We start from the raw sequence: 26285 nt of genomic DNA on the forward strand, positions 1-26285 counted from the left end.
AATAATAGTAAGAAAACTCGGTGTGGAATAGCCGGACAAGCATGATGTTCGTGTTGCTGCCTGCCCGGTTATTCCGGATTAACGATCCGCTTTACCCAGTGTTGCAGTGCGGCGTTGATACTGGTACGTATATTCGAGATTAATTTCTCTGCTTCCACTGCTGGGAGTTGACAGCATTTGTATGGTTGCCTGATCCCCGTTTAACTGAATATGAGAAAATCCCCAGATCATGCCTTTTACCCAAATCGCATTATCCTGTGGATAGGTTTTATCCTGATAAGCTTTGAACGCCGTATGCACCGGCCGCTGTTTGGCCGCCGCACCCGACAATACCTGTAACAACGGGTGTTTATTATCAGGCCCTAACACAGTTTCACAGCTGTCTTCATGTAACTCAAGCGTATGCTCGTGACCGGCGAAATAGATGTCGGCATATTTACATAAGGACGGCAAAATCAGTCTGCGCAACACCTTGGCCTGCTCAAATTTGCTACCACCACTGGCCCAGATAGGATGGTGAGCAACCACCAACTTCCACTCGGCAGTCGAGTTTTTGAGCTTGTCATCCAGCCAACTGACCATTTGCTTCTCGCCAGCCGTCTGCGGCACCACCCAGGGACTCGGTTTGTCCACTTCGTCTGTTTTCATTTCACTACCGTCAGGATTGAGTTCCGCTTCCAGCACGGTTTCGCCGCCCAGCATGACTTCTGTATCGATAACGAAAATTTCTACCTTGCCTTTGGCTGCTGGAGGCTTAACCGAATAAAAAATGCCGTCCATATAAAAAGGTAGGTGGCTTTGCATAAACTCTACCTGTGCCATCGCTCCTTCGCGTGACGTATTCCAGTCATGATTACCTAACGCAGTATAAATACGATATTGCTCATTTCCCTTACCCATATCGCCAAAAGGTTGGCTAAACAAGTCATCGAAACGGGTCGAATCATCCTTGCCGTCCAACCCCATCGTCGCACCGTCAGGGTAGATATTATCACCCAGCATCACCGAGAATTGACAATCGTGACGATCGCAATACTTTTTCATGGCATCAGCCACAGGATATAAACCACTGGCATCAACCATACTGCCCACGGCTTCCACATACTCACTGGGAGGTGGCACAAACTCAGCCGGATCTCGACCGTCTTTTATCCAGTCGGCACGCTCATAATCTATAAACGCCTGTTTGGTCGGTTTAAGCGGTGTGTACTGTTTTTCTTTTAAATACTGGGTGTTATAACCGCTGTCACCAAAGGCAATAAAACCCAGCTGCAGTTTTTGGTCCTGTGTTTTTGCCACATCAGCCTGATCTGCAGACGTAGCGGTCGGAAATTCACTGGAGCACCCCAGCAACAGTAATAGCGACAACAATACATTAGTACGTGTTTTAAACCGCGTTTTTCCGTTCTTTGCCATGTTGCACATTATTAATTCTCTCCAAATTCCATCATTAAATAACTTAGGCCCCACATCGCTGCCAGGGCGCGGGGGCCTGCATCCAGATTAGAAAAAGGCTCTGAAAGTGAGTGTAATGACTCGACTGGCGCTTTCGTCTTCTTTCTCCAGCTCACCAATGTTTCGGTTAATATGATTTTCCAGAATTTCAGCGGCCGAATCGCCATCATAGTTGTCAAAACGCTCAATTTTGTGTGCATTCAACAAGTTCGTTGCGGTTAAACGTAGTACGTAATCATCGCCAAAACGTTTTTCAACGAAAACTTCGAGGTTGCCGTCGTAACTCAGCTCTACATCACGGTCGATATCCACCGACAAGCTATCCCCCTGTTTCTGATAGCTGAATCCCATACTGGTATTCCATTCAGGAATATTGTGTGTGACACCAAAGTTATAAATATAGTTGGACTGATCTCTGAAACGACGCTCCCGGCCGGTAAACTGATCGGTAATTTTAGAGTCCAGCAAAGTCAGGTTAGCAAATAAACCGGTGTTATCCGACAGCGGTTTATTCAAATCCATCTCCAGGCCCCAGATACTGCCATCGCCGGCATTATCATAGGAAAACAGAATACCACCACCAGGCGCAGTCCCCACACCAACATCTTCAATTACATCAGTCACATCCCGGTAGAAGGCATTTATCCCGAATATTCCGCGCCCGGCCAGACTGCGTTCGTAGCCGATATCCAACCCTAGTGATACTTCGTCTTTCAAATCCGGGTTACCTTGTTTGGCATCTCCGTCTTCCGGTTCATCGAATTCAATAGTGGGTGACAACTGTTTAAAGTCAGGACGTCGTACCGTTCGAGCCACACTGATACGCAAGGTATTGTCGTCATCAAATTTCTTGGAAAAATGTGCTGACGGATTAATATGTGTATCTGAAGTATCTTCGCTAATTGACATACTGCTGATAGAACGACTGGTATGCTCGACACGCAACCCCAGTTCCAGTTGGGCATCATTGTCAAAGCTCATTTGACCTAGTAGGTAGCCGTCCAGACGCTTTTCCTCGACGTCGTAGGTTTGTTCTAAATCAATACCTTCAATTGCACCGCTGTCGGAATCGACTTCAAATTCAATCAGCGCCTCCTCACGTTTTTTACGTGAACCATCGATACCGGTTTTCAGCTCGATACCGCCATCCAACATATGCTTGATTGAGGTAGTAAAGAGTATTTCCGAATCGGTAGTATCCAAATCCTCCAGACCATCGTACTCCCATGGGTCATCATCAGCCCCCTTTGCCAGCGCAATCACATCTTCGGTGCTGGTAATTCTGCTGTAGTTAAACGACGTCTCCCATTCGGTGTCTGTGCCAAGTTCGGTATTATAGATGGCACCGACAATGTAGGAATCTTCATCGATATCAACGGATTCGTCAGTTATTTCATCTAATAAAAACTCACCGTCTTCGATTTCCCATACCGTCTCGGTCTGATGTTCCTGTCTTTTGGTGGAAACATAGTTGGCTGACAGATCCAGAGTAGAGATATCACTGAGCATGTAAGTCAAATTGGCACTCAACGACACATCATCACTATCACGTACGTCATCTTCCCGCTCTTCTTCTTTTTGGGTACCATCAGGTTCATAGCGGCGTTCGTATTTCAGTTTAGGGACATAACGCTCCTGGAAACTGGCAGAGACATTCCATGCAGTATTATTTGTATCTCCGCTATAACCGAAAGCACCGCTGCCACGTAATTTGTTATCATCAAATCGTAATAACCCCAGCCGTGCATTGCCACCTTCAAAACTGGCACCATCCTTTAAAATAATATTAATGGTACCGCCAACACCCTGGCTATCCTGATCAGCACTGGGACTGCGGATAATTTCAATGCTCTTCACCATCTCTGCCGGAATACGGTCAACAAAAACGGCACGGTCCGAACCACTACTGGGCACTTTACGACCATTGATCAGGATTTGAGTATAGCCTGCTCCCAAACCACGCATTTGTGGTGCGTCGTACTCACCTACATCGCTGCTGAATGAAATACCGGGGGTACGTTTCAACATATCACCAACAGACGTGGGTTCGAATTGTTGGAAAAACTCGACGCCATAGGCCAGGGCAGGAGAAACTGTCGCAGTTCTATCCCGGAATACCGGCGTACCGACGACCTGAATTTGTTCTACATCTTGCGATTCTTGTGCTTGTACATTACCTGTCACGGCAGATAGCAATATTAACGAAATACAGCCACTTAGATATTTCGTTTTGCTTTGTGGGCCTTTAATGTTCACTTTGCATCCCCTCATCTAGTCTCAAGTTTTAATATTTTTTAGAAACTGACTGTTCTCAATGCATTAACCAAGGCTTGTTGCAAATTCAGTCTATGCGCTGCCCTTTCTAATGCGTCGTCAGCTTTTGGTGTTGCTATATGGTCGTAGTCTCACCTGTCGCTTCACATTATCAGGATTGACCCGGTCAATATAGAATTTTTTTTTCACATTATCAAGTATTGGAATGTACGTTTCGTTAACAAATTTTATATTTTCCTTAAACATAAATTTAATCATATGTTTTATAAGGATTTTTTAGAATAAGATAGGAGCTGTAAAAAACAGCTTTGAGCTGAAAAAATTAATAAAATGTTAAAATTTAGTTCCACCAGGCATAAATTATGGAATTAATTTTCTATAAAATATCCTCACTGTGTCACACAGTGAGGATAATCAGTAGCTTCAAGCTGGAAGAAATAATGCTGGCAGATTTACAGTTGAACCGGTAAACCTGTATCGAGGGATTGCTGGGCAGCATCAGCTAATCGCTGAGCCTGCAAACCGTCCGTAAAGGAAGGAGACGGCTGAGTCCCGTCATTCACGGCCTGGATAAAACTGTCCAGTTGTGCCTGATAAGCTTGTTGATAACGTTCGATAAAAAACGGATTCAATGGACTATGTGCTGCGGTTGATTCGGCAGTGGAAACACTCACCGCATGAGGTAGCGGATTGGTTGACTGCAACATTCCTCCGGCTCCGAAGGCTTCAATCCGCTGGTCATAGCCATACACGCACCGGCGTGAACCGTTAATATGGCAAAGTTTCCCGGACTCGGTTTTCAGTGTCAGCATCACGCTATCCACATCACCGAACTGGGCCAGATCGGGATCAATCAGGGTACTACCGATGGCATGCACCTGTACCACTTCTTCTCCGGTAATAAAGCGCAACATATCAAAATCATGAATGATCATATCGCGAAATATACCACCTGAATGACGTAAATATTCCGCCGGCGCAATGTCAGGATCCCGACTGGTGATAACAAGTTGCTGTAGCTCGCCAATGCTTCCGTCTGATAGCTGGCGTTGCAAGCTGGCATGTGTCGGGTCAAAACGGCGATTAAAACCTATTTGAATCGGTACCTTACAATCTTTAATTTGCTCCCAACAATCAGCCACCAGACTACTGCTCAGATCGATCGGTTTTTCACACAAAATTGCCTTGCCGGCTTTGGCCCCCTGAATAATAAAACCAACATGGGTATCGGTAGACGTTGCGATCAAAAGAGCATCCACGCGAGAGTCCTGTAATATAACATCCACAGAATCAACGGCGGTTGCCTGGTACTTTTCTGCCAGTGCCATTGCAGATGGACTGTGAGTATCAAACACATAACTTAATTGGGCCTGGGGTGACGCAGCAATCAGTCCAGCATGCATCTTGCCGATTCTGCCGGCTCCTAACAACGCGAAATTAATCATTTATTATCCTCATTTAGACTTGTCGATGATCCACTCATGGGCAGGATCGTTTTTGAATACCCAATGTCTCGTAGGGCCTGCCATTACATTTAAATAGTACAAATCATAGCCGTGAGGCACGCCTACAGGGTGATAGCCACAAGGCACCATCACCACGCTGTTATGCTCGACACAGATGGTCTCGTCAATGCTGCGGTCATCGGTATAAACGCGCTGAAAAGCGAAGCCTTGTTCGGGATTCAGCTTGTGAAAATAGGTTTCTTCCAATGAACTTTCATCAGGTAAATTGTCACTGTCGTGCTTGTGCGGTGGATAGCTGGACCAGTTGCCATCAGGAGTAATGACTTCAACAACCAACAGTTTTTCCGCATCCATATTGGCAAACAGGATATTACATACATGCCGCTGATTAGTGCCGCTACCACGCAGTTCATATGTGCAGTCTTCCGGTTTGATTAACCGGGTAGGATACCGGCCGGTAGCCGGAGCGCGACAAATGGCAACTTCCACAGCGGTAACAGCGGTGACGTCCATCTGCTCACCCGGGGGGGTATAAACGCTGTAGGGCGCTTTCTTGTCGAAAACTGACATCCGTTCACCCAATGATGACCAGGACTGGCTATGAGTTGATACATCAGCCACGCCGCTTAAGATCACCATGCAACTTTCCTGATCTGGACTGCTAAAATGCTTGCTTTGGCCTGCAGACAATTGATGCACTTCAAAACCGACGTAATTCCAGTTAGCGGATTGTGGCGTCACTTGCTGAATGCAGCCATTGCTATCTAAATTGCCGGGACGGCTATGTAAATATGACATTTTCTACCTCTTGATGAATACGGTTAAATCGCCCCGGCCTCTGTCTAATGTGCCAAACTGATGGCCAATGATTGCACCAGGCACATTGTCGCGGTGAGCGATCGGAATGAGTAAATCTCGGCTTCCTTCACGGTAAAACAGACTGTGGCATGCTCTTTTAACGGACTTAGCGGGCTGTCTGTAAACAAGATAATGGGAGTCCCCTTGGCTATCGCTGCATCCACCGTCGACTGGGTTTCGCTGGCATAAGGATGGAAACTGATTACGATAACTGCGTCTTTTTGCCGAATAAGGTGTTCCTGTTCTTTATGCATGCCACCAACCCCGTCCAGCAAATAGCAGCGAACATTGATATGGTTAAGCAAATAAGCCAGATAGCTGGCGATAGGGAAGGAACGGCGGACAGCCTTAACATGAATGATGTCGGCGTTTGACAAAATAGCGCGCGCCCGCTCCAGATCGTCAGGATCAATGTTATCTTTCAGGTAGGTCATCGCATGGCTATTCGCCTGGCTAAACTGATCAAGTAGCTTGCTGCTGGCATTTTGATTGTCCAAAGCACTGTCATCCTGCACCAGCTTGATGCGATCTTCGTAACTGGACGATTCTTGCAGCAACTTTTTCTGAAACAGTTTTTGCATATCACTGAATCCGGAAAACCCGAAAGCGTTGGCAAACCTGATCAAGGTGGACGGATGCACATTAGCGTCCTTGGCGATCATCACAACAGTACCAAAAGCAATGCCATTCGGATTTTCCAGCACATACTCGGCGACCTGCTGGAGTCGCTTGCTCAGCTTGGAAAACTTCTGGGTAATTTCTGCATTTAGCTCTTCAAGAGCCGACGCCGTTTTCGCATTCATCATTTTGTAACTCACTTCCTATGACAAGACAGATTTGAAATATAAAGGATTAAAATAAAACATACATTCCAAAAATCAATATTCGTGAAATACAGCGTCGATTTTTTAAGCTTATTGTCATGATTAGCGCACGGTTCCAGACAGCGTTATGACCGAATTCACATTGTTTTTGTCAATGAATGCCGGTCCGGAGTCCATGTCATTGGCCGGAATAATGCCATAACGCTTATACAGCGCTAACATCACGACTGGCATATAACCTTGCAAATAGGGTTGTTGATCAACAGAAAAGGCGATGCTGCCCTGCTCGATAGCATGGGTAATTTCATCACTGAGGTCAAAGGTACTAAAATGAATTTTCCCCGCCAGGCGGATTTTATCCAGTAAACGAATAACCGGCGTGGCAGATGTCGGTCCCAGCGTCAGAATGCCATTTGTTGCGGGATGACGACGTAAATAGGCCTGTACTTTCTTTTCAATATGAGTGGGATCCTGTGATGAATCAATCATGCTATTGCCCAGTTTAATACCAAGAGCATCAGCATATCCCTGACAGCGTTCCACGGAAGAGGGGTTGGTAATGTAATGATTCACACATACAAAATGACTCACACCGGCTTGTTTGGCTTTTTGACCGGCACCATACCCCGCCTGATATTCAGGCTGGCCAATATGTAGCAATGCTCCTAATGCCTGACTTTGTTGATGTGTGCCAGAATTAATGGTGATCAATGGAATTTTTTTTCGTAACGCTTTTTCCAGCGGTTTCTTTAGCACATCAAAATCGGCAATAGTTACAATTAACCCATCCGGGTTTGAGGCTACAGATTGTTCAACAATGCGTGCCATATCAGCCAAATCACCACTTGCCGGATTACGATATAAAACTTCAACGCCCATTATGTCACCCGCTTCTTTCACAGCATTCTTGACCGTATTCCACCAAGGATCGGAATCTGGTGCGTGACTGATCATAATAAAACGCTCATTCTCGGCATAAACATAGGATGGCTGCAATACGACGAAGCTTGCCGACAACAGCAATAAAATACTTGATAATCTGTTACGCTGGCTCATCATTCACACTCATGTTAAAAACAGGTTTGACCGTTACAAACCAATAATCAAAATAATATTCTATACTCTAAATATTTGGAATATACATTCCATATTAGCGATTCAATTGCTAAACTGTCAATAGCTGCTTAATTATTTTTACCTTAAAAAGGCAGCAGACAATGGGCACCAATTACATAGGGTTATCCCGCCATATATATATACCCAATCAACCTGAAGATACGCGTTTCAGCGGGAAGTTAAAGCCATTTAGACAAGGCGACTGTTTGTAGGTCTAGTGGGTCTAAATCAAAAATAGTCAACACAGTATAAATGGCTTTAAAACCCGCCAGAATGGAGCGTCTGGGGCACTGTACTTCTGCGTTATCGCCTTTCGCAAGGTGGACACATGGCTTCAAGACGATGCCTTGAATTACAGCACCCCAGTCGCTCTGAATCGTGCATCTTCAGGTTGATTGGGTATATACAATTGAAGATCGCTCAACTTAGAAACAGATTGACCAACGCAGAGGTAGTATTCAATTGAAACAAGGTTCTATATGTCGCAGTTACTAATCATTTTTGATGTGGATGGCACACTGGTAGACAGCGAGTTTTTATGTTGTCAGGCTCTTAACGACCTCATTCCGACCATAGCACAGAGCACTGAAGAGCTGGTTACGTTGTATCGAGGTCGAAAGTTACTGGATATTTTTGCCGATATCGAACATCGTTATAACGTCCGGTTAGACAATGCCTTTGAGCCTAAGTATCGCCTACGGGTAGCGGAACTGTTCTCGATGCATCTACAACCTTTTGCAGGCGTAATTGACATGTTGGAAAGTTTGCCTTTTGCCTGTTGTATTGCTTCCAATGGCCCTAAACATAAAATTCGCCATGCACTGTCCACGACAGGGCTAAGCCAATACTTTGGCGACAAACTTTATAGTGCCTACTGCGTGAATGCTTGGAAACCAGACCCGGCGTTATTTTTATACGCCGCCAGCCAAATGGGTTTCTCACCACAACAATGTATCGTAATTGAAGACAGCCTAGTTGGCATTCAAGCCGCTGAAGCTGCCAATATGCGAGCATTGCGTTTTTTACCAAGCGATGTGTTACCCATTCAAGCTAATACATTTTCCCATATGGAACAATTGATCCCATTGCTGAATAGCCTCAATTCATCCAAGCATAACTGATTTTCATGAACGTATTTTTTTGATCTGTGCGTGTGGATGAAAGCCTTTCTTGCTCAAATTGACCTTGTTGAAAGCCAGCGATAAACAATGTTTGAGGACTAAGTTTGTACGAATAAATCAGCTTTATGCTGGTTTCTCGCTCATAAGCCACTTCCGAATCTGGCTGACGATATAACTCAATATTTTTGTCTACCGCTTCAACAATATAGGTTAAAGCCAAACTACTGTTGTTGGTAAACTGGTAACGCAAACGGGCATCATGGGTATAAGCGCTAAACACTTTGCCATCGGGTATCGTTAATGTTTCATACTCCAAAGTCAGATCCAGTAATAAATGCTGACCCAGATTTAGTTCGCTGGCCAAGACATAATCAACAAATTGACCAACCCGATCATTGTCCGTGTCCACTTTGTCACCTCTTTTCAATTCAGCACTGATATCAATACCGGAATAAGGTCTTGCGCTAGCCTCCAATTTATAGGACTTGACCGGATAACTCACCGAATTAAACACTTCGTCTCCCGCTTCCATACCAATTTCAAAACTTGATTGTCCTATTCCCTCAATTTCAACATCAGATTCCAGTGTTCGTTCCAGCAGATTACCTGCTTGGTCAAAGACCAAATCCCAATCTACATCCCAGTCAATTTTAGACCACCATTGATCCTCAAAACCATACCATTGGTACCCACCTTTAGCGTGATAACTTTCAAAATCCGCTTGAGTAATAAAACCGGAATCAGCCCGAAAATCCCGACCAATATTCTGGTATTGAAAACTGTGGTACCAGGTTTCTGTATCGTGATCATATTGAGCAAAATAGCCATTATCATTCAATTTAGGTGATTGCTGATATTCATTCTGAAAATCTAACGGATACTCTGTGGTTGAATGCATGGCTTGAACATACAATCGATCCGAGTCATTAAGTTGCCAGTAACTGTCAATACTTACTACCTTATTTTGGTAAGCCTTATCTTGGGCTTGTCGGTGGGTTAATAATCCCCCAATAGACAATCCGTTATCCATATTATGCTGATAACGTACAACCGCAGACCGATTAGCCACATCCATACCATCATTATCCAGTCGTTCAGTATCCGACCCTTCACTCCCCGGTAAAACCAGATTAGTTTGTGCATCTTGTGCGACTAATATAGCCAGCATATTTTTGTCTGTTTTGGTGGTTAATTTCATCCCATAATCCGGATCAGCAATAGTACGTGAATGGACCAGATCCAAATTGGTTTGAAAATAATCCGCATCTTCTAGAAAAAAATGCCGTTTTTCATCCCGTTTAATATTGAACTTCTCATTAATATCCAGTGTGGCAGCATCGGATTCCACTTGTGAAAAATCAGGATTTAATGTGCCACTAAGGGAGATATTAGGTGTAATTCCCCAACGCAAATCCAGCCCTGCTTGTTGTTCGGTATGCTGAATAACGGGCTCACCGTCAGCCCCTTTAAAACGTGACTGGAGGTAAACCAGCGATGGAATTAATGTCATATTCACCGGCGGTTTCGCCCCACTTAATCCTTCGAGTAAGGAATACTGGCAAATTTCACAACTATTATTTCGATCATCCGGATTAAGGGATAAACGGTATTCCTGTTCTCTGGGGTATTCTCGCTGCAAATTAATCCGCCATTGTTGAATCGTATTAGCCGGAAAGCGAATTGCACTCAACGGGATCGCCATTTCAACAACATAACCAAACTCGGTAATGCTGGCCGCAGAAGCCCAAGTCGAATCCCATTCAGTCAGCTCTTCGTCATTGGCTTCATTACGAATTTCATCCATCTGCACACCTAAGGCATTCACCGAAAAACGATAAGCCAATTGCGCACTATTGAAGGTATCGACACTAAAAATAACTCTGTCATCATTAGATCCTTGATCCCGTTCACGCAAAAATGCACGAATTGCGCTTTTGTCCGGATCGTAGGCCTTAAAAGCGATATAAACGTTGTCACCATCTTCCAGTAGCATTGCTTCTGTTTTTATCTGGGTTAGTTGATTGCTCTGCGGCTTGGTTTGATAACGTAGCTGCAAGACCGAGGCACTATCCCACGCTTTTTCTTCAATCAAACCATCTACTTTTATCGGTAAATCAGTATGTTGTAAGTGCAGTTTTTCCACCGCCGCTAACGACCAGCAGCTAAAAAAAGAGATCAAAAATAAAGAGTGAACAGTTTTCATGGCAATCTCAGATATAATGGCGATCCGTCACCGTTATTTACAACGGCACCAATCGCAGTTAATTTTAAGCCAGCATAAACCGCAGTAAATTGCGTTCTCCTTTTCAGCAGATGAACAATTGTTAATCTAACCTCAGCCATATGGATATCGTATCTTATCCCTCTTATTTTTTATTTTAGAATAAAAATTCCATCCAAAATATTCATCTAATCAATTGAAAATTAAGCATTAATCTAAATCTAAAGAGCAAAAATACGGTTATAAAATTAACATTTAATTAAATTATTTATTTCATATATTGATTTTTTGGAATTTTCATTCTAAATTAGCTCCATCAATTAATCACTGCAACGGAGGGAGACATGCCCATCATTGACAATCGCCAACATAACGTCTTGTCTTCTTCTGTTGACGAACGAGTCAGAGCGCTATCCGTTGTGCAGAAGCTGCTTAGCCGTCCCGACTTTGGAGCGATGGCAGCGGTGCTGTTGGTGTTTGGTTTCTTTGCCACCATTGCCGGTGATTCAGGTATGTTCGCTGCTGACGGGGTTCTTAACTGGACAACTGTTTCGGCCCAACTGGCTGTATTGGCCATAGGTGCCTGCCTGCTGATGATTGCAGGTGAATTTGACCTTTCAATAGGCTCGATGATTGGCTTTGCCGGTATGGTTATCGCTATTCCCGCACTCTACTGGGGCTGGCCACTCTGGGCCAGTATCATGCTGGCTTTTGCAACAGCGATGTCACTGGGCGCACTCATCGGTTATATCGTGATCCGAACCGGTTTACCCTCTTTTATTGTGTCGCTGGCATTTCTGTTTATTTTGCGTGGCCTGACCATCGCGTTGTCGATTCTGTTTACCGATAAAACCATTGTCAGCGGAGTCAACAAGGTAGCCGAGAATGATTGGCTAGCGCCCCTGTTCGGTGGCGAGTTTGGCCAGTCGCTATTTGTCTGGTTAGCCAATATTGGCGTCATTGACAGCTACGCCGAAGGAGAGCCGATTGTCACTGGTATTCCGATGATTGTCGGCTGGAGCATCCTGCTGGTCATGCTGGGCAGCGCAGTGCTGCATTATACCCGTTTTGGCAACTGGATTTTTGCCACCGGCGGCGATCAGCAAGCAGCGCAGAATATGGGCGTACCCACCGCCAAAGTAAAAATTCTGCTATTTGTACTGACGGCTTTCTGTGCCACGGTGTATGCCACCTGTCAGGTCGTCGAATTTGGTTCTGCCGCCGCCGATCGCGGAGTGCTAAAAGAATTTGAAGCCATTATTGCCGTAGTCATTGGTGGCACATTACTCACCGGGGGATATGGCTCCGTGATTGGTGCATTATTTGGTGCACTAATTTTTGGTGTCGTGCAGATAGGCCTGTTCTTTTCCGGTATCAGCTCAGACTGGTTCCGGGTCTTTGTCGGCTTGATGTTGCTAATAGCAGTGCTATTCAACAACTTTATCCGCCGCCGAATTATACGTTAGGACGGACACCAAGCTATGCCAGACAACATTATCGAACTCAAAAATGTCAGTCGCTACTTTGGTTCCGTGATCGCGTTACAAGACATCAATATTCAGATAAAGCCTGGGCAGATCCACTGTTTGTTGGGTGACAATGGTGCGGGCAAATCCACACTTATCAAGACACTGGCCGGGGTACACCGTCCCAGCAGTGGACAACTCTATTTTGAACAACGCCCTATCACACTGGACTCACCCAAACAGGCGCTGGATCTGGGTATTGCTACGGTTTACCAGGACTTGGCTCTGGTTCCGTTGATGAGCATTAGCCGAAACTTTTGTCTTGGCCGTGAAATAACCAAAAGCTGGGGACCGTTGCACTATTTTGACAGCCAATCAGCCGATCAGATTGCCATTACCGGCCTGGCTGAGATGGGAATCAAGATCAGAGATCCCCGGCAAATGGTTGGCACCTTGTCCGGCGGTGAAAAACAGTGTCTGGCCATTGCCAGAGCAATTCATTTTGGTGCCAAGGTATTAATTTTGGACGAGCCTACTGCGGCCTTGGGCGTCAAACAATCTGCCAAAGTGTTAAAGGTTGTCGCCAGGGCAAAAAGCCGTGGATTAGCAGTCATTTTTATTACCCACAACATCCACCACGCCTATCCGGTTGCCGATCAATTTACCGTGCTTAATCGCGGTCGCACTATGGGTAGCTTTGATAAACAGGCCATATCCCGCGAGCAAGTGCTGGAAATGATGTCCGGAGGACAACAACTGGCAGAACTTGAACTGGAATTGGCCGAATTTGAGCGTTACACAACGGAACAGAAAAATGCGATAGCCTCATCACAGCCATATCAGGCACCGGCAGATGATATCACTCCATTAGTAAATTATCGGGAAACAACATGAACACTATTCGAGTTGGGTTAATTGGTACTGGTTATATGGGTAAAGCCCATGCCATTGCGTTACATTCCGTTGGTTCTGTTTTTCCGTTAAGCGCCCGTGTCAGCTGTGAAATGCTGGCCGAGGTAAATGAACAACTGGCAGAGCAAAAAGCGCGTGAATTGGGTTTCAACCGCTCAACCGGTGACTGGCGAAAATTAGTCGAAGATCCGGATATTGATGTTGTGGATATCTGCTCGCCCAATTATTTGCATAAAGAAATGGCGCTGGCTGCCATTGCGGCAGGCAAACATGTGTATTCCGAAAAACCACTCGCGTTAAATGCCAGGGACGCACTGGAAATGACCTTGGCTGCGGAGCAGGCTGGAATAAAAACGCTGGTTGGTTTCAATTATGCCAAAAATCCCGCCAGCCAATTAGCCAAGCAAATTATCTGTAACGGCGAAATAGGTGAAGTGGTGCATTTTCGCGGTACCCACAATGAAGACTATCTGGCTAATCCGGTTATCCCTATGAGTTGGCGGCTAAAAAGGGCGCATTCGGGCTCAGGGACACTGGGTGATATGGGCTCCCATATTATCAATATGGCGCAATATCTGGTTGGGGATATTGCTGCGGTTAATGGTGACCTGCAAACCGTCATTAACCGCCGCCCCGTGGCCGGCCAACCTGGTCAGTTTGAAGCCGTAGAAAACGAGGATCAAGCCCATGCCATGCTGCGCTTTAACAATGGCGCGATAGGGACTATCGAAACCAGTCGTATCGCCTGGGGACGCAAGATGGGTCTGACCTATGAAGTCACTGGCACGTTAGGCACGCTTGTCTTCGATCAGGAGCGTTTAGCCGAGATACAGCTGTTTACTGCTGGTGATGCACCAGGTAGAGAAGGATTCAAAACCCTGCTAATAGGACCAGAACACCCGGATTACAGGCATTTTTGCATCTCTGCCGGACATGGACTCGGTTACAACGATCAGAAAATAGTCGAAGTTCGCGATCTAGTAGAAGGTATTGCTGCTAATCGACCAATATGGCCGGATTTCCGCGCAGGATATCAGGTTAATTTAGTGATCGATGCCATCGAGCAGTCACATCAGACAGGCCAGTGGGTCAATATTTGAGGAAGGTAAATTCAGCACAACAGATCATCGCTGAATATCTTATTGGAGTAGCATTAGAATGGTTAAAAAACATAAATTTGACGTGATATGCCTTGGCCGCGCGACAGTCGACTTATATGGCGATCAAATTGGTAGTCGTCTGGAAGACATTTCTTCATTCACCAAGTCACTGGGAGGCTCATCTTGCAATATCGCCTTCGGTACTGCACGTCTGGGATTAAAATCATCGATGCTCACCCGGGTAGGCGACGAACACATGGGCAGATTTGTTCGGGAAGAACTGCAACGGGTGGGCTGTGATGTCAGTCACGTTAAAACGGATCCTGCCAGATTGACCGGCCTGGTGTTGCTGTCGATTAAAAATAATGACAGTTTTCCGTTACTTTTCTATCGAAATGACTGCGCTGATATGGCAGTCGACAGTAGCGATTTCGATTATGACTATATCGCCTCAAGCCGTTCACTCCTGATTACCGGCACGCACTTTTCCACACAACAGGTTAATGCCACCAGTCTCAAGGCAATAGACTATGCCAGACAGGCAGGTACCAAGGTAATACTGGATATTGATTATCGTCCGGTATTATGGGGACTAACCGGTATAGATGAAGGTGAAAACCGCTTTGTTTCAGATGACAATGTTACTCGTCATCTATTGTCAATTTTACCGCTGTGTGATCTGATTGTCGGTACCGAAGAAGAAATCCATATCGCCGGGGGAAGCACCGATACCATTGCCTGCCTTAAAACCATTCGCGATATCAGTCATGCCACTATTGTGGTCAAACGCGGCGCACTGGGATGCAGTGTATTTGATAGTGAGATTCCTGACACGCTGGATGAAGGCTTCACTCGTTACGGAGTCAGGATTGATGTATTAAATGTACTGGGCGCCGGTGATGCATTTATGAGTGGTTTCCTGCGCGGCTGGCTCAGAGACGAAAGTTACGAAAAATGCTGTGACTACGCCAACGCCTGCGGTGCTCTTGTCGTATCACGACACGGATGCGCACCGGCTATCCCCTCCGAACAGGAACTGGACAATTATTTGGCCCGGAGGCAGAGTGTCCCAAGGCCCGACCTTGATACAGAGATCAACTACTTGCACCGGGTCACCACAAGATACCCGAAAAGCTGGAACGAACTCTGTATTCTGGCTTTTGACCATCGCAAGCAATTCTACGAGATGGCACGCGAGGTACATGCCGATCCTGAGCGGATCAAGACACTAAAAAAACTGCTGGTCGATGCGATTACCGAGGCCTCTCAAGCACCTGGCTTCAATTATCAGGCCGGGGTACTCATCGACGATACCTACGGGCAGGATGCATTAAACCAGATAACCGGCCAACACTGGTGGGTAGGCAGACCGGTTGAACTTCCGGCATCACGACCGATAGAACTTGAGGGGCAGGCATCGATAGGATCGATGTTAACCAAATGGCCAACTGAACATGTGGTCAAATGTCTGGTGTACTTCCATCCTGACGACGATAGCGGATTGCGCCTAGCGCAAGAACGCAAGATTCAGGAACTCTATCAATCCTGTTGTAGTAGCGGACACGAATTATTGCTCGAAATTATCCCGCCCGCCGATATGCAAAGTCATGATGACACCGTCACGCTCGTTATGGAACGGCTCTACAATTTAGGGATTCGTCCCGACTGGTGGAAACTGCAGGCCCCCAGTGTAAGCGCCTGGCAGCGTATCACCGATTTGATCGAGCAACGGGCTCCCCATTGCCGTGGCGTAATACTGTTAGGTTTGGATGCCCCTTTTGAAGAAATGGAGAAAGGCTTTAAAGACACCGCCAACTTCCCTATTTGCAAAGGTTTTGCAGTGGGTAGAACCATTTTCAGTAACCCGAGTCGAGCCTGGCTCAAAAATGACATTGACGATCTAACCTTTGTAGAGCAGATCAAAAATAACTATATGCGCCTGGTTAACGCCTGGCACAATCGAAAAGCGTAAAGGAAATATCATGACCAGCATACGTTTAACCACAGCCCAGGCGCTTGTCCGTTATTTACAGCAGCAATACCTGCAAACAGACAATGGTATTGCTCCTATTTTTGCCGGTTGTTTTGCCATCTTTGGTCACGGCAATGTGTCGGGGCTAGGCGAAGCGCTGTATCAGCAGCGACAGACGTTCCCCACCTATCGTGCTCACAATGAACAAGGCATGGCTCACGCCGCAATTGCCTTCGCAAAACAACGTCAGCGGCAGCAAATGATGATGTGCACGACCTCAATAGGTCCCGGCGCGATAAATATGGTGACAGCTGCCGGACTGGCTCATGCCAATCGTCTGCCGGTATTGTTGGTACCGGGCGATATTTTTGCTAACCGCACCCCCGATCCGGTATTACAACAAATAGAATGTTTTGGTGATCCCACTATCTCGGTCAATGACTGCTTTAAACCGGTCAGTCGCTTTTTCGATCGCATTTCCCGGCCTGAACAGTTAATTAACAGCCTGCCAATGGCGATGCGGACACTGCTTGATCCGGTGGATTGCGGGCCTGTAACCCTGGCCATTCCCCAGGACGTACAATCCGAGGCATTTGATTTTCCATTCAGCCTGTTCGACAAAAAAATTCACCGTATCCGACGCCCCGGTGCAGAACAACAGGAACTGGAACAAGTTATTGAACTTATCAAGCAAGCATCCAAACCGTTAATTATTGCCGGAGGTGGTACAAAATATTCACTGGCAACTGACGCATTGGCTAACTTTGCTCATCACTATCATATTCCGGTCGCCGAAACGCAGGCTGGCAAAGGCAGTCTTAACTGGCAGCATCCCATGTCGATGGGGGGGATTGGTGTCACCGGTACGTTAGCTGCCAACACTCTGGCACGTGAAGCCGATATCATCATTGCGATCGGCAGTCGGTTACAAGATTTCACCACCGAATCCCGCACGCTGTTTAGTCAGCAAAACACAACACTGGTGCAGATAAATGTCGGTCACTTTGACGCCATCAAGCAGAATGCGGTTCCTTTGCAGGCGGATGCCAAAACCGCTATTGACAGTCTTGCTACCGCGCTGGATGGCTGGCGTGCTGACGCCCGCTGGTCAGATCGGGCCAAACAGTTAAAACTGCAATGGCAGGATACCTACCAGCAAGTCACCAAAGCCAACACCTCCGGCTTACCCAGCGACGCACAAGTTCTGGGGGCAATAAAACGCCAGGCAGCTGCGGATGATGTGATTGTCTGCGCCGCCGGAGGATTGCCGGGAGAATTACATAAACTCTGGCGTAGCGAGGATAGCGGCAGTTATCACGTTGAATATGGCTTCTCCTGTATGGGCTATGAAATCGCTGGCGGTTTGGGGGTAAAAATGGCCAGTCCGGAACGAGAAGTGATTGTGGTCGTTGGCGACGGTTCCTACATGATGATGAATTCTGAGTTGGCCACCTCGGTTATGATGGGTTACAAGATCATAGTCATCTTGCTGGATAATCGCGGCTATGGCTGCATCAACCGCCTGCAAATGGCGACCGGCAACGAGCCTTTCAACAACCTGCTGGAAAATTGTTATAGCGTCGACGACGGCGCTCCCAAGATAAATTTTGCCGGACATGCCAGCGCAATGGGAGCACAGGCTGAATCGGTCAAAAGCATTGTCGAGCTGGAACAAGCCCTAACAAGAGCGAGAGCGGCATCAACCAGTTACTTGATTGCGATCGATACCGATCCCTATATCACCACCGGCAATGGTGAATCATGGTGGGATGTGGCCGTACCACAAGTATCAGACAGCAGTAAAGTTGAACAAGCTCACCAGCGCTATCAGAACAACAAACGTAAGCAACCTTATTAGTCACATTGCCGATAGACCTGCGCTATCGGCATGCCTTTTTGGATAAACGAATATGACCGTAAGAATTGGAATCAATCCCCTCACCTGGACCAACGATGATCTTCCTTCATTAGGTGCCAATACACCGCTGGAACAATGTTTGAGCGAAGGACGGCAAGCCGGCTATGCCGGATTTGAACTGGGTAACAAATTTCCCCGCCAAAGTGATGCACTCAACGCGGTGTTAACCAAGCATAATCTGGCACTGGTATCAGGCTGGTTCAGCGGACAACTGTTGTCGCGCAGTGTTGAAGACGAAATTGCTGCGATTGAAGAACATCTGCAACTACTGAAGAAAGGGGGGGCGACGGTGATGGTTTATTGTGAAATCACCGGTTGCGTGCACGGAGAACAAAAGATTCCAGTATCCAAACGCCCCACTCTGGAACAAACCGCCTGGCAGGGCTTTGGTCAGAAACTAACACAAGTAGCAGATTATTGTCTCAGTCAGGGGGTGCAGTTAGCCTACCATCACCATATGGGTACGGTCGTCGAAACTGAGCAAGAAATAGACTGGTTGATGCAATATAGCGGGCCTTCTCTAGGTTTACTGCTGGATACCGGACATTTAACTTACGCCGGAGGTGATCCTCTCGCCGTCGCACATCGTTATGCTGGTCGTATTATTCATGTTCATGCTAAAGATATCCGCAGCCATATATTAAAAGATGCAAAAAATCGTGACCTGAGTTTTCTCGATGCAGTGCTGAATGGCGTGTTCACCGTGCCCGGGGACGGTGACGTGGATTACTTACCTATTTTTGAGCGATTGAGACAACAGAATTACGCTGGCTGGATAGTGGTCGAAGCAGAACAGGATCCAGCAGTCGCCCATCCCTTAACCTATGCCAAATTAGGATTCAAAAACCTCCAACGTCTCGTAACACAAGCGGGCCTTGAATTGGTGTAACGACAGATTCAGTGCCGGTGAGGACAGGACATGATGAAACATTAACTTAGTTTAATGTATTGAAAAGCCTGCCTTTATCCAACATTCGATATTCTGGACACACAAATTAAACAGGAGAACACAATTATGAAAAAATTTAATCAACTGGCTTTACCCGTTACTTTATTAGCACTAGGCATTCACACTGGCTTGATGGCACAGACCAGCAAACCGGTCAAAGCAGTCAACGCCACGCTGGAAACTCGGCCTCATTTTGACGATCGCCAGGATCACTTCACTGATGTGGATGATCCGGCTATCTGGATCCATCCTGGTGACAAGAGCCGCAGTGTCGTTATCACGGCACTAAAACAGGGTGGGCTGGACGTATATGACCTTGAAGGACAATTGTTGCAATACATTGCTGCAGCCACGCCACCACCATGTGAAGACAAACAGACAAAATGTGGCAATAAAGGTGGTCGTCTGAACAATGTTGATCTCATATACAACGTCAAACTGGGTAATCGCCATGTAGATATTGCCGTTGCCTCCGATCGTGGTTTGGACAAACTGGCTATTTATGCCATCAATACAGACAAGCAAGGTAAAATCACTCTTGAAGATGTCACCTCGGCTGACGCCCCCCTGATATTTTCCCATAATCAGGCTGAAATAAACCAGGGTCTGACCGCATACGGCCTGGCAACCGTGCAAACCGACAAAAATATGGCTTTTGTTAGTCAAAACGGTACAACCGAGATTGCCCAGCTGGAACTGTTTGAAGATGACCAGGGCAAAATCAATTACCGGAACATGACTCGTCTAAACTTTCCAAGCACTTTCTCGTTACCCGATGGTACTTTTTGGACGCCTTGCAGTGACGACGACGGCGAACTCCCTCACTTCGAGGGAATGGTGGCCGACCCGGCAAATGATGCTTTATATCTGGCGCAAGAGGACGTGGGAATATGGCGGACGAGTCTGGCCAAACCCAATGATCTGACCCAGTGGAGCCTGTTCGCCAAAGTCAAAAAATACGGTGTTCCGTACAGTCGCACCTGGAACGCGGCGGAAGAGGAATACAGCTGCAAACTGGATTTCAGTCAGGATCCAGGTTATGGCAGCGACAGCTTGCAGGCTGATGCTGAAGGATTAACCCTGTACGACGGGGGAAATGGTAAAGGCTACTTGTTGGCATCCAGTCAAGGCAACAATACTGTCGCGGTTTATCAAAGAGAAGGGGATAACCGTTTCATCGACAGCTTTACTGTCGCCGATGGCGAGGTGGATGCAGTCAATGAAACCGACGGCATGATGGTTGTCAACGTCAATCTGGGCGGCAAATTCAGTCAGGGATTGCTGGTCATGCAAGACGGACAGAATATGCCAGCCAAGGGTCAAGAATTTGGACAGCGTGAAAGTACTAATTTCAAGTATGTCGCATGGGGAGATATTGCCAAAAAGCTTAAGCTGCCGGTTAACACTGAAGATATGACCCGTAAATAACAGCGACAGGATGTTTCATTTCCATCTTGAGTATATTGAAAATGCCTTCAGTCGGTGACTGAAGGCATTTTTTTATCTGAAATGGCGCAGCTTATCTTTGAATAACTTCATTTTATTTGATTTATTTATTCCATAAATATACAATATAGAAAATATATTCCATTTGGCAAAGTTGGGCATTTCTAACCATTTTGCCGTACTGCATCATTACCATTAAACAAGTGACAGAGGTCATCCATGAATACCTTAGGAAATTTTATTAACGGTGCACAAACTCCCAGCAACAGTGGACGTTTTAGCCCTGTATACAACCCGGCGACCGGACAACAGACGCTGCAAGTTTCTCTCTCCAGCGCGGATGAAACTCGTGAAGCCATCGCTATAGCCGACAAAGCCTTTGCTCAATGGAGCAAAGTGACCCCGGTGCGACGGGCAAGAATATTGTTCCGTTTCAAAACATTACTGGAACAGCATTTTGATGAACTGGCTGAAGCCATTTCGCTTGAGCACGGTAAAGTGTTGTCGGATGCAAAAGGAGAACTGACCCGTGGCCTGGAAGTTGTCGAATTTGCCTGTGGCATTCCCCATTTACTTAAAGGTGAATACTCACTCAATGTTGGCACTCATGTGGATTCCTATTCATTAATGCAACCGCTGGGCGTTTGCGCCGGCATTTCTCCATTTAATTTTCCAGTTATGGTTCCCATGTGGATGTTCCCTATTGCATTGGCCTGCGGTAATACTTTTGTGATGAAACCGTCGGAAAAAGATCCGAGCGTGATAATGAAAGTCGCTGAGTTACTAACCGCTGCGGGTTTACCTGACGGTGTTTTTAATATCGTCAACGGGGACAAACAGGCTGTCGATGTACTGCTAACAGACGACAGGGTACAAGCGGTCAGTTTCGTCGGTTCGACTCCTATTGCCGAATATATCTATACTACCGGCAGCATGCACGGTAAACGCGTGCAGGCCCTGGGAGGGGCCAAAAACCATATGTTAGTGATGCCGGATGCAGATACAGATCAGGTGGTATCGGCATTGATGGGTGCCGCATATGGCTCGGCCGGAGAAAGATGTATGGCAATCTCCGTGGCGGTTTGTGTTGGCGATGAGGCAGCCGATCAACTTATCAGCCAAATTAAACAGGAAATTTCAACCATGTTGGTGGGGCCAGGCACAGGCCTGAAACAAGAACCTCATATGGGGCCGCTGATCAGTAAGGTACATGCAGAAAAAGTGAAGCACTATATTGATTCAGGTGTAAAGGACGGGGCTGATTTGTTGGTTGACGGACGTGATTTCAAAGTAGCAGGTCATGAGCAGGGCTATTTTGTTGGTCCCACGCTGTTTGATAATGTCAAACCGGGCATGCGTATCTATAACGAAGAAATCTTTGGACCGGTATTGAGTGTAGTACGAGTGAACAGTTTCCAGGAAGCGGTTGATTTAATTAATGCGCATGAATTTGGCAATGGTACATCTATTTTTACCGCCAACGGCGAAAGTGCCCGTCAGTTCAGTGAACAAATCCAGGTCGGTATGGTGGGGATCAATATTCCAATTCCGGTCCCCATGGCTTTCCACAGTTTCGGTGGCTGGAAACGCTCTATTTTCGGGCCACTGAATATGCATGGAAATGACGGAGTTCGCTTCTTCACCCGGATGAAGACCGTCACGGCCAGATGGCCGAAGAACGACATCACCAACCACTCGTTTTCAATGCCGACCATGAAATAAACCTGAGGGAGATCGTTGTAATGAAAAGCTTTTTGGGAAAAACCGTCCCCTTATTGGGCGCAGCGACGCTTGGCATATTATCTGTTTCGATGATGGTGCATGCCGAGAATAATTCAACATCTGATAATTCGCGTTACCTGCTGGAAAAGTCAGTACAGATCAGTCGTCACGGTGTCCGCCCACCAACTGACATGGAAAAGATGAAAAATGCCACAAATCGTGAGTGGGCCAGATGGACTGTGGCGCAAGGCGAGCTGACAGGTCACGGTTACATTGCCTCTAGCCTATTAGCTGAGTATCAGGCTGATTATTATCGTAGTCTCGGCTTATTGCCTGAGGGTTGTCCGGCAGCCGACAAAATTTACGCTATATCCAGCCCTAGACAGCGAACCCGGGCCACTGTAGCGGCGATCCTGGATGGCATGTTCCCCGGCTGTGGCGAACAGGCGGTCAGTGTGCCGGGCCAGCAGGACGCGCTATTCCAAACCGACAAAATGGGTATCGCTCCAATCGATACGGAGATTGCCAAGGCCGAAATACTGGCCGCTCTCGGCGGTGATCTCAAACAAGCTAAGGCACTACTGCAACCCGATCTGGATAAATTAAAAGAAGCCGCTTGTGTTAAGGGAAAGTCCTGTCCATTCTACGAAACAGACTGGGAACTCAAGTACCAAAAAGGACGCTTTCGTATCGAAGGATTAGCTGACGCAGCATCCATTGGTGAAAGCTTTCGTTTACAATACAGCGAAGGACTGCCTTTGAGTGAGGTGGCTTTCGGACAGGCGCGCACGGCTAAAGAAATTGCAGCTCTTGGTCGTTTACACCAGGCCAAATATGACTACATCAACGACACACCGCATATTGCCAAGCGTGGTGGTTCGCAACTGATGAACCAGATCAACCTGGCATTACTGCAAGGTACTAAGCTAGAGAAAAATGATCCATTGGGAAATCCACCTGAAGCATCGTTATTCATTATCGTTGCACACGATACCAATATATCTTACCTGCGCACGATGCTCGGTTTCACCTGGGAACTTGGGGAATACCGTAAAGGCAATATACCACCTACAGGAACATTAACTTGGCAACGCTTCCTGGATCGTAAAACCGGCAAACGTTTTATACGTACATTCTTCACAGCACAAAGTATGGATCAGATCCGCAGCTTGACGCCATTAAATGCGAACAATCCACCGCTACAAGCCGAATTTGCTTTGGGTGATTGCGAGAAGACCGAAGTCGGTACGCTGTGCCCGCTGAGTAGCTTTGCAAATAAAATGGACAGCATCATCGATAGGACAGCGCTGATCAATTACATCTACCCGCAATAAGCGATACTTTAAACTCACCAACGATGAGACAAGAATGAACTTGAGAGTCCGGCGCAAGCACTGCCGGACACTGCTACCTGATAATATCTTATTTATCCAGAGTTCAAGTTATTTAATTCCGCGGGTCAGTGGCGGTGACTTCAATTCTGTCTTTATGCTGAGACTGGAATGCCAGTAACGCATTCAACCCCTCAAGCTTGTGTAACTGACGAAACTCCACCCAATCGATAAGACTGAAAAGACAGATTTCCGGATACCCCCAGCCTGAAAAGTGCTGTTGTTCAGCGAGTGAATTTAAATGGGCCAAGGTAATATTAATCCGCTCATGTTGCAGCCTGAAATACAATTTATCCGCATGCGTATCAATGTCAGATCGTTGCAGCAACAATAATTGCACAAACGAATCATTGGCTGAATCAATCAAGGTCAGAATATTCTCTTCTTCCCAGCTCAATGCTTTATTGTTGTACTTCTCGTTCAGATAACGAAAAATCACCCGCGAGTCATAAATAAGTTCGCCATCGTCTTCAAGCATGGGAATTTTCATGGTTGGGTTACGAGCCGCAAGTAACGCCCGATCCTCTCCCTCAAAAATTTGCAGGTTGATATATTGGTGCTCAACGTTGGCTAGCCACATCCTTAACCGTCTAACAAAAGGCGATGTTGTTGAACCATAAAGCTTTAACATATGCTGTGCCCCGGAATTAATAGTCAAAAAGTTAATGGTTAAACATTGTCGCAGAATAAAAAGGTTTAAGCCATTAGCCCAATTATACAAGCATCAAAAACCGACTCTGTGTTAAAATTGCACTGCAACACGCCACATTCGTCAGTATATGAGTCGCTTTTGAATTATTACATCCAGTACATGCTTTTATCGAACAACCGTCTGTCACTTTTGATAGCCTTCATCACGCTGATTGTCTGCTTTCCGTTGCGCTCACAAGAGTTTGTTATCGGTGTCGAGGACGTACCCTATTATCCTTTGTTTGATTTTCATCAGGAGGAAGCGACCTTTACTACCGAGCTGCTGGATCAGTTTGCTCGCAACAAAGGGTATACCTTTCGCTACCTGCCTTTGCCGATAAAGCGCTTCCACAAATGGCTGGTGGATGAAGATATCGATTTTAAATACCCGGATAATGAAAGATGGCTGGGTAATAAAACCAACCCCGAAAATCTGGTCTTCAGTGATTCCACCCTCAGGCTGGTAGGCGGTACTCTGGTGCTACCCAAGCATTTGGACAGGAAGGTCAGCGAGATGAAAGTCATAGGCACACTATTGGGATTTTATCCGACCTTATGGATAGACGAGCTCAATGCTGGCAAGGTTACTATCTACGAGAATTCGTCGACCATGGTGTTGATCCAGCAAGCACTCAGAGAGCAAATTGACGGGCTGACCCTTGACCCGGCGGTGGTGGAATATCATCTGCAACGTTTGGGCAGAGGAGGCGAACTAGTCATCAATACTAACTATCGACATCAGTTATATGACTATCATTTGTCAACCATTAAACACGCCGACATTATTGCCCAGTTCAATGTATTTCTGAAACAGAACCAAGACTTTATCCAGTCCCTGCATAAAAAATATCAGCTAACCGACTACCGCCAATATGGCGAAAAACTCACTAATCTTGTCGAACACTCAGCCAACAAATAACGCAGATTGGCAGTTAGAAACACCCACCTATGGAGTTTAGATGCTAAAACTTGAACCGCATCCACAAGTGGTGGTGGCATTAGGGTTATTGACCAAAAATCGCGAACCTTCCAGACCTTCTACGTAGTCCACTTCTCCCCCAACCAGATATTGCAGGCTCATGGGGTCGATCACCAGTGTGACACCTTCTTTATCAATAGTGGTGTCGCCATCATTGACCTTTTCATCAAAGGTGAAACCATACTGGAAACCAGAACACCCGCCACCGGTTACAAATACCCGTAATTTTAATTGCGGATTTTCTTCTTCGGCAATCAGCGCCTGCACTTTCTTGGCGGCTGAATTGGAAAACTCGATGGGAACTGCGGTTTGTACGGACATGCTAACCTCTTGCAAAATAGACCTTCAGCAAATCAGCTGCCAAAGGGCTGACAATTATCTAATACCTGACTGATTTGGTCAAGA

Annotated in this window: 20 protein-coding genes; 11 read left to right on the forward strand and 9 right to left on the reverse strand. The window is 46.4% G+C overall.

Annotation, left to right across the window (positions count from 1 at the left end):
* Positions 1 to 78 precede the first annotated feature (78 nt).
* The 6 genes from V1467_RS17735 to V1467_RS17760 all read right to left on the reverse strand — a co-directional run bounded on the left by V1467_RS17735 (position 79) and on the right by V1467_RS17760 (position 7936).
* Positions 79 to 1416, reverse strand: coding sequence for a metallophosphoesterase (locus tag V1467_RS17735; protein ID WP_416306310.1), 1338 nt, complete (start codon positions 1414 to 1416; stop codon positions 79 to 81).
* Between the two features lie 87 nt (positions 1417 to 1503).
* Complete coding sequence (locus V1467_RS17740) at positions 1504 to 3711, reverse strand: TonB-dependent receptor plug domain-containing protein (RefSeq protein ID WP_416306311.1); 2208 nt, start codon at positions 3709 to 3711, stop codon at positions 1504 to 1506.
* Between the two features lie 470 nt (positions 3712 to 4181).
* Positions 4182 to 5174, reverse strand: coding sequence for an inositol 2-dehydrogenase (gene iolG / locus V1467_RS17745; protein WP_416306312.1), 993 nt, complete (start codon positions 5172 to 5174; stop codon positions 4182 to 4184).
* 9 nt (positions 5175 to 5183) lie between these two features.
* The gene (gene iolB / locus V1467_RS17750) at positions 5184 to 5993 is read right to left on the reverse strand and encodes a 5-deoxy-glucuronate isomerase (RefSeq protein WP_416306313.1); all 810 of its coding nucleotides are present in this window, start codon (positions 5991 to 5993) and stop codon (positions 5184 to 5186) included.
* 44 nt (positions 5994 to 6037) lie between these two features.
* A complete protein-coding gene (locus V1467_RS17755) occupies positions 6038 to 6859 on the reverse strand; it encodes a MurR/RpiR family transcriptional regulator (protein WP_416306314.1) in 822 nt (273 codons plus the stop codon).
* 120 nt (positions 6860 to 6979) lie between these two features.
* On the reverse strand, positions 6980 to 7936 hold the full coding sequence (locus V1467_RS17760) for a sugar ABC transporter substrate-binding protein (protein WP_416306315.1): 957 nt from the start codon (positions 7934 to 7936) through the stop codon (positions 6980 to 6982).
* Positions 7937 to 8472: 536 nt separating this feature from the next.
* Between V1467_RS17760 and V1467_RS17765 the strand changes: the two genes are divergently transcribed.
* Positions 8473 to 9114, forward strand: a complete 642-nt coding sequence (locus tag V1467_RS17765) for an HAD-IA family hydrolase (protein WP_416306316.1) — start codon at positions 8473 to 8475, stop codon at positions 9112 to 9114.
* Here V1467_RS17765 and V1467_RS17770 read toward each other — a convergent pair.
* Positions 9092 to 11317: a DUF5916 domain-containing protein gene (locus V1467_RS17770; RefSeq protein ID WP_416306317.1), complete on the reverse strand. Its 2226-nt coding sequence runs from the start codon at positions 11315 to 11317 to the stop codon at positions 9092 to 9094. The two genes, V1467_RS17765 and V1467_RS17770, sit on opposite strands and share 23 nt — an antisense overlap.
* A gap of 362 nt (positions 11318 to 11679) precedes the next feature.
* Here V1467_RS17770 and V1467_RS17775 point away from each other — a divergent pair, with 362 nt between their 5' ends.
* From V1467_RS17775 to V1467_RS17815, 9 genes are all read left to right on the forward strand, one after another.
* Entirely contained in the window at positions 11680 to 12801 is a 1122-nt protein-coding gene (locus tag V1467_RS17775; RefSeq protein ID WP_416306318.1) for an ABC transporter permease, read from the forward strand.
* Positions 12802 to 12816: 15 nt separating this feature from the next.
* Positions 12817 to 13695 (forward strand): ATP-binding cassette domain-containing protein, encoded by an 879-nt coding sequence (locus V1467_RS17780; RefSeq protein ID WP_416306319.1) that lies wholly within the window; start codon positions 12817 to 12819, stop codon positions 13693 to 13695.
* Complete coding sequence (locus V1467_RS17785) at positions 13692 to 14813, forward strand: Gfo/Idh/MocA family protein (protein ID WP_416306320.1); 1122 nt, start codon at positions 13692 to 13694, stop codon at positions 14811 to 14813. Before V1467_RS17780 ends, V1467_RS17785 begins: the two co-directional genes overlap by 4 nt.
* Before the next feature lie 58 nt (positions 14814 to 14871).
* A complete protein-coding gene (locus V1467_RS17790; protein WP_416306321.1) occupies positions 14872 to 16785 on the forward strand; it encodes a bifunctional 5-dehydro-2-deoxygluconokinase/5-dehydro-2-deoxyphosphogluconate aldolase in 1914 nt (637 codons plus the stop codon).
* A 10-nt stretch (positions 16786 to 16795) separates the two neighbouring features.
* Positions 16796 to 18643, forward strand: coding sequence for a 3D-(3,5/4)-trihydroxycyclohexane-1,2-dione acylhydrolase (decyclizing) (gene iolD, locus V1467_RS17795; protein ID WP_416306322.1), 1848 nt, complete (start codon positions 16796 to 16798; stop codon positions 18641 to 18643).
* A gap of 52 nt (positions 18644 to 18695) precedes the next feature.
* On the forward strand, positions 18696 to 19592 hold the full coding sequence (gene iolE / locus V1467_RS17800) for a myo-inosose-2 dehydratase (protein WP_416306323.1): 897 nt from the start codon (positions 18696 to 18698) through the stop codon (positions 19590 to 19592).
* 126 nt (positions 19593 to 19718) lie between these two features.
* Positions 19719 to 21080, forward strand: coding sequence for a phytase (locus tag V1467_RS17805; protein ID WP_416306324.1), 1362 nt, complete (start codon positions 19719 to 19721; stop codon positions 21078 to 21080).
* Between the two features lie 237 nt (positions 21081 to 21317).
* Entirely contained in the window at positions 21318 to 22820 is a 1503-nt protein-coding gene (locus V1467_RS17810) for a CoA-acylating methylmalonate-semialdehyde dehydrogenase (RefSeq protein ID WP_416306325.1), read from the forward strand.
* A gap of 20 nt (positions 22821 to 22840) precedes the next feature.
* On the forward strand, positions 22841 to 24154 hold the full coding sequence (locus tag V1467_RS17815; protein ID WP_416306326.1) for a histidine-type phosphatase: 1314 nt from the start codon (positions 22841 to 22843) through the stop codon (positions 24152 to 24154).
* A 112-nt stretch (positions 24155 to 24266) separates the two neighbouring features.
* Here the strand turns inward: V1467_RS17815 and V1467_RS17820 are convergent, their stop codons facing one another.
* On the reverse strand, positions 24267 to 24842 hold the full coding sequence (locus tag V1467_RS17820) for a glutathione S-transferase family protein (protein ID WP_416306327.1): 576 nt from the start codon (positions 24840 to 24842) through the stop codon (positions 24267 to 24269).
* Between the two features lie 159 nt (positions 24843 to 25001).
* Here V1467_RS17820 and V1467_RS17825 point away from each other — a divergent pair, with 159 nt between their 5' ends.
* A complete protein-coding gene (locus V1467_RS17825) occupies positions 25002 to 25820 on the forward strand; it encodes a hypothetical protein (RefSeq protein ID WP_416306328.1) in 819 nt (272 codons plus the stop codon).
* Between the two features lie 36 nt (positions 25821 to 25856).
* Here V1467_RS17825 and erpA read toward each other — a convergent pair whose 3' ends face one another.
* Positions 25857 to 26201, reverse strand: coding sequence for an iron-sulfur cluster insertion protein ErpA (gene erpA / locus V1467_RS17830; protein WP_416306329.1), 345 nt, complete (start codon positions 26199 to 26201; stop codon positions 25857 to 25859).
* Positions 26202 to 26285 lie beyond the last annotated feature (84 nt).

The organism is Neptunicella plasticusilytica, from assembly GCF_047922965.1.
Lineage (GTDB): Bacteria > Pseudomonadota > Gammaproteobacteria > Enterobacterales > Alteromonadaceae > Neptunicella > Neptunicella plasticusilytica.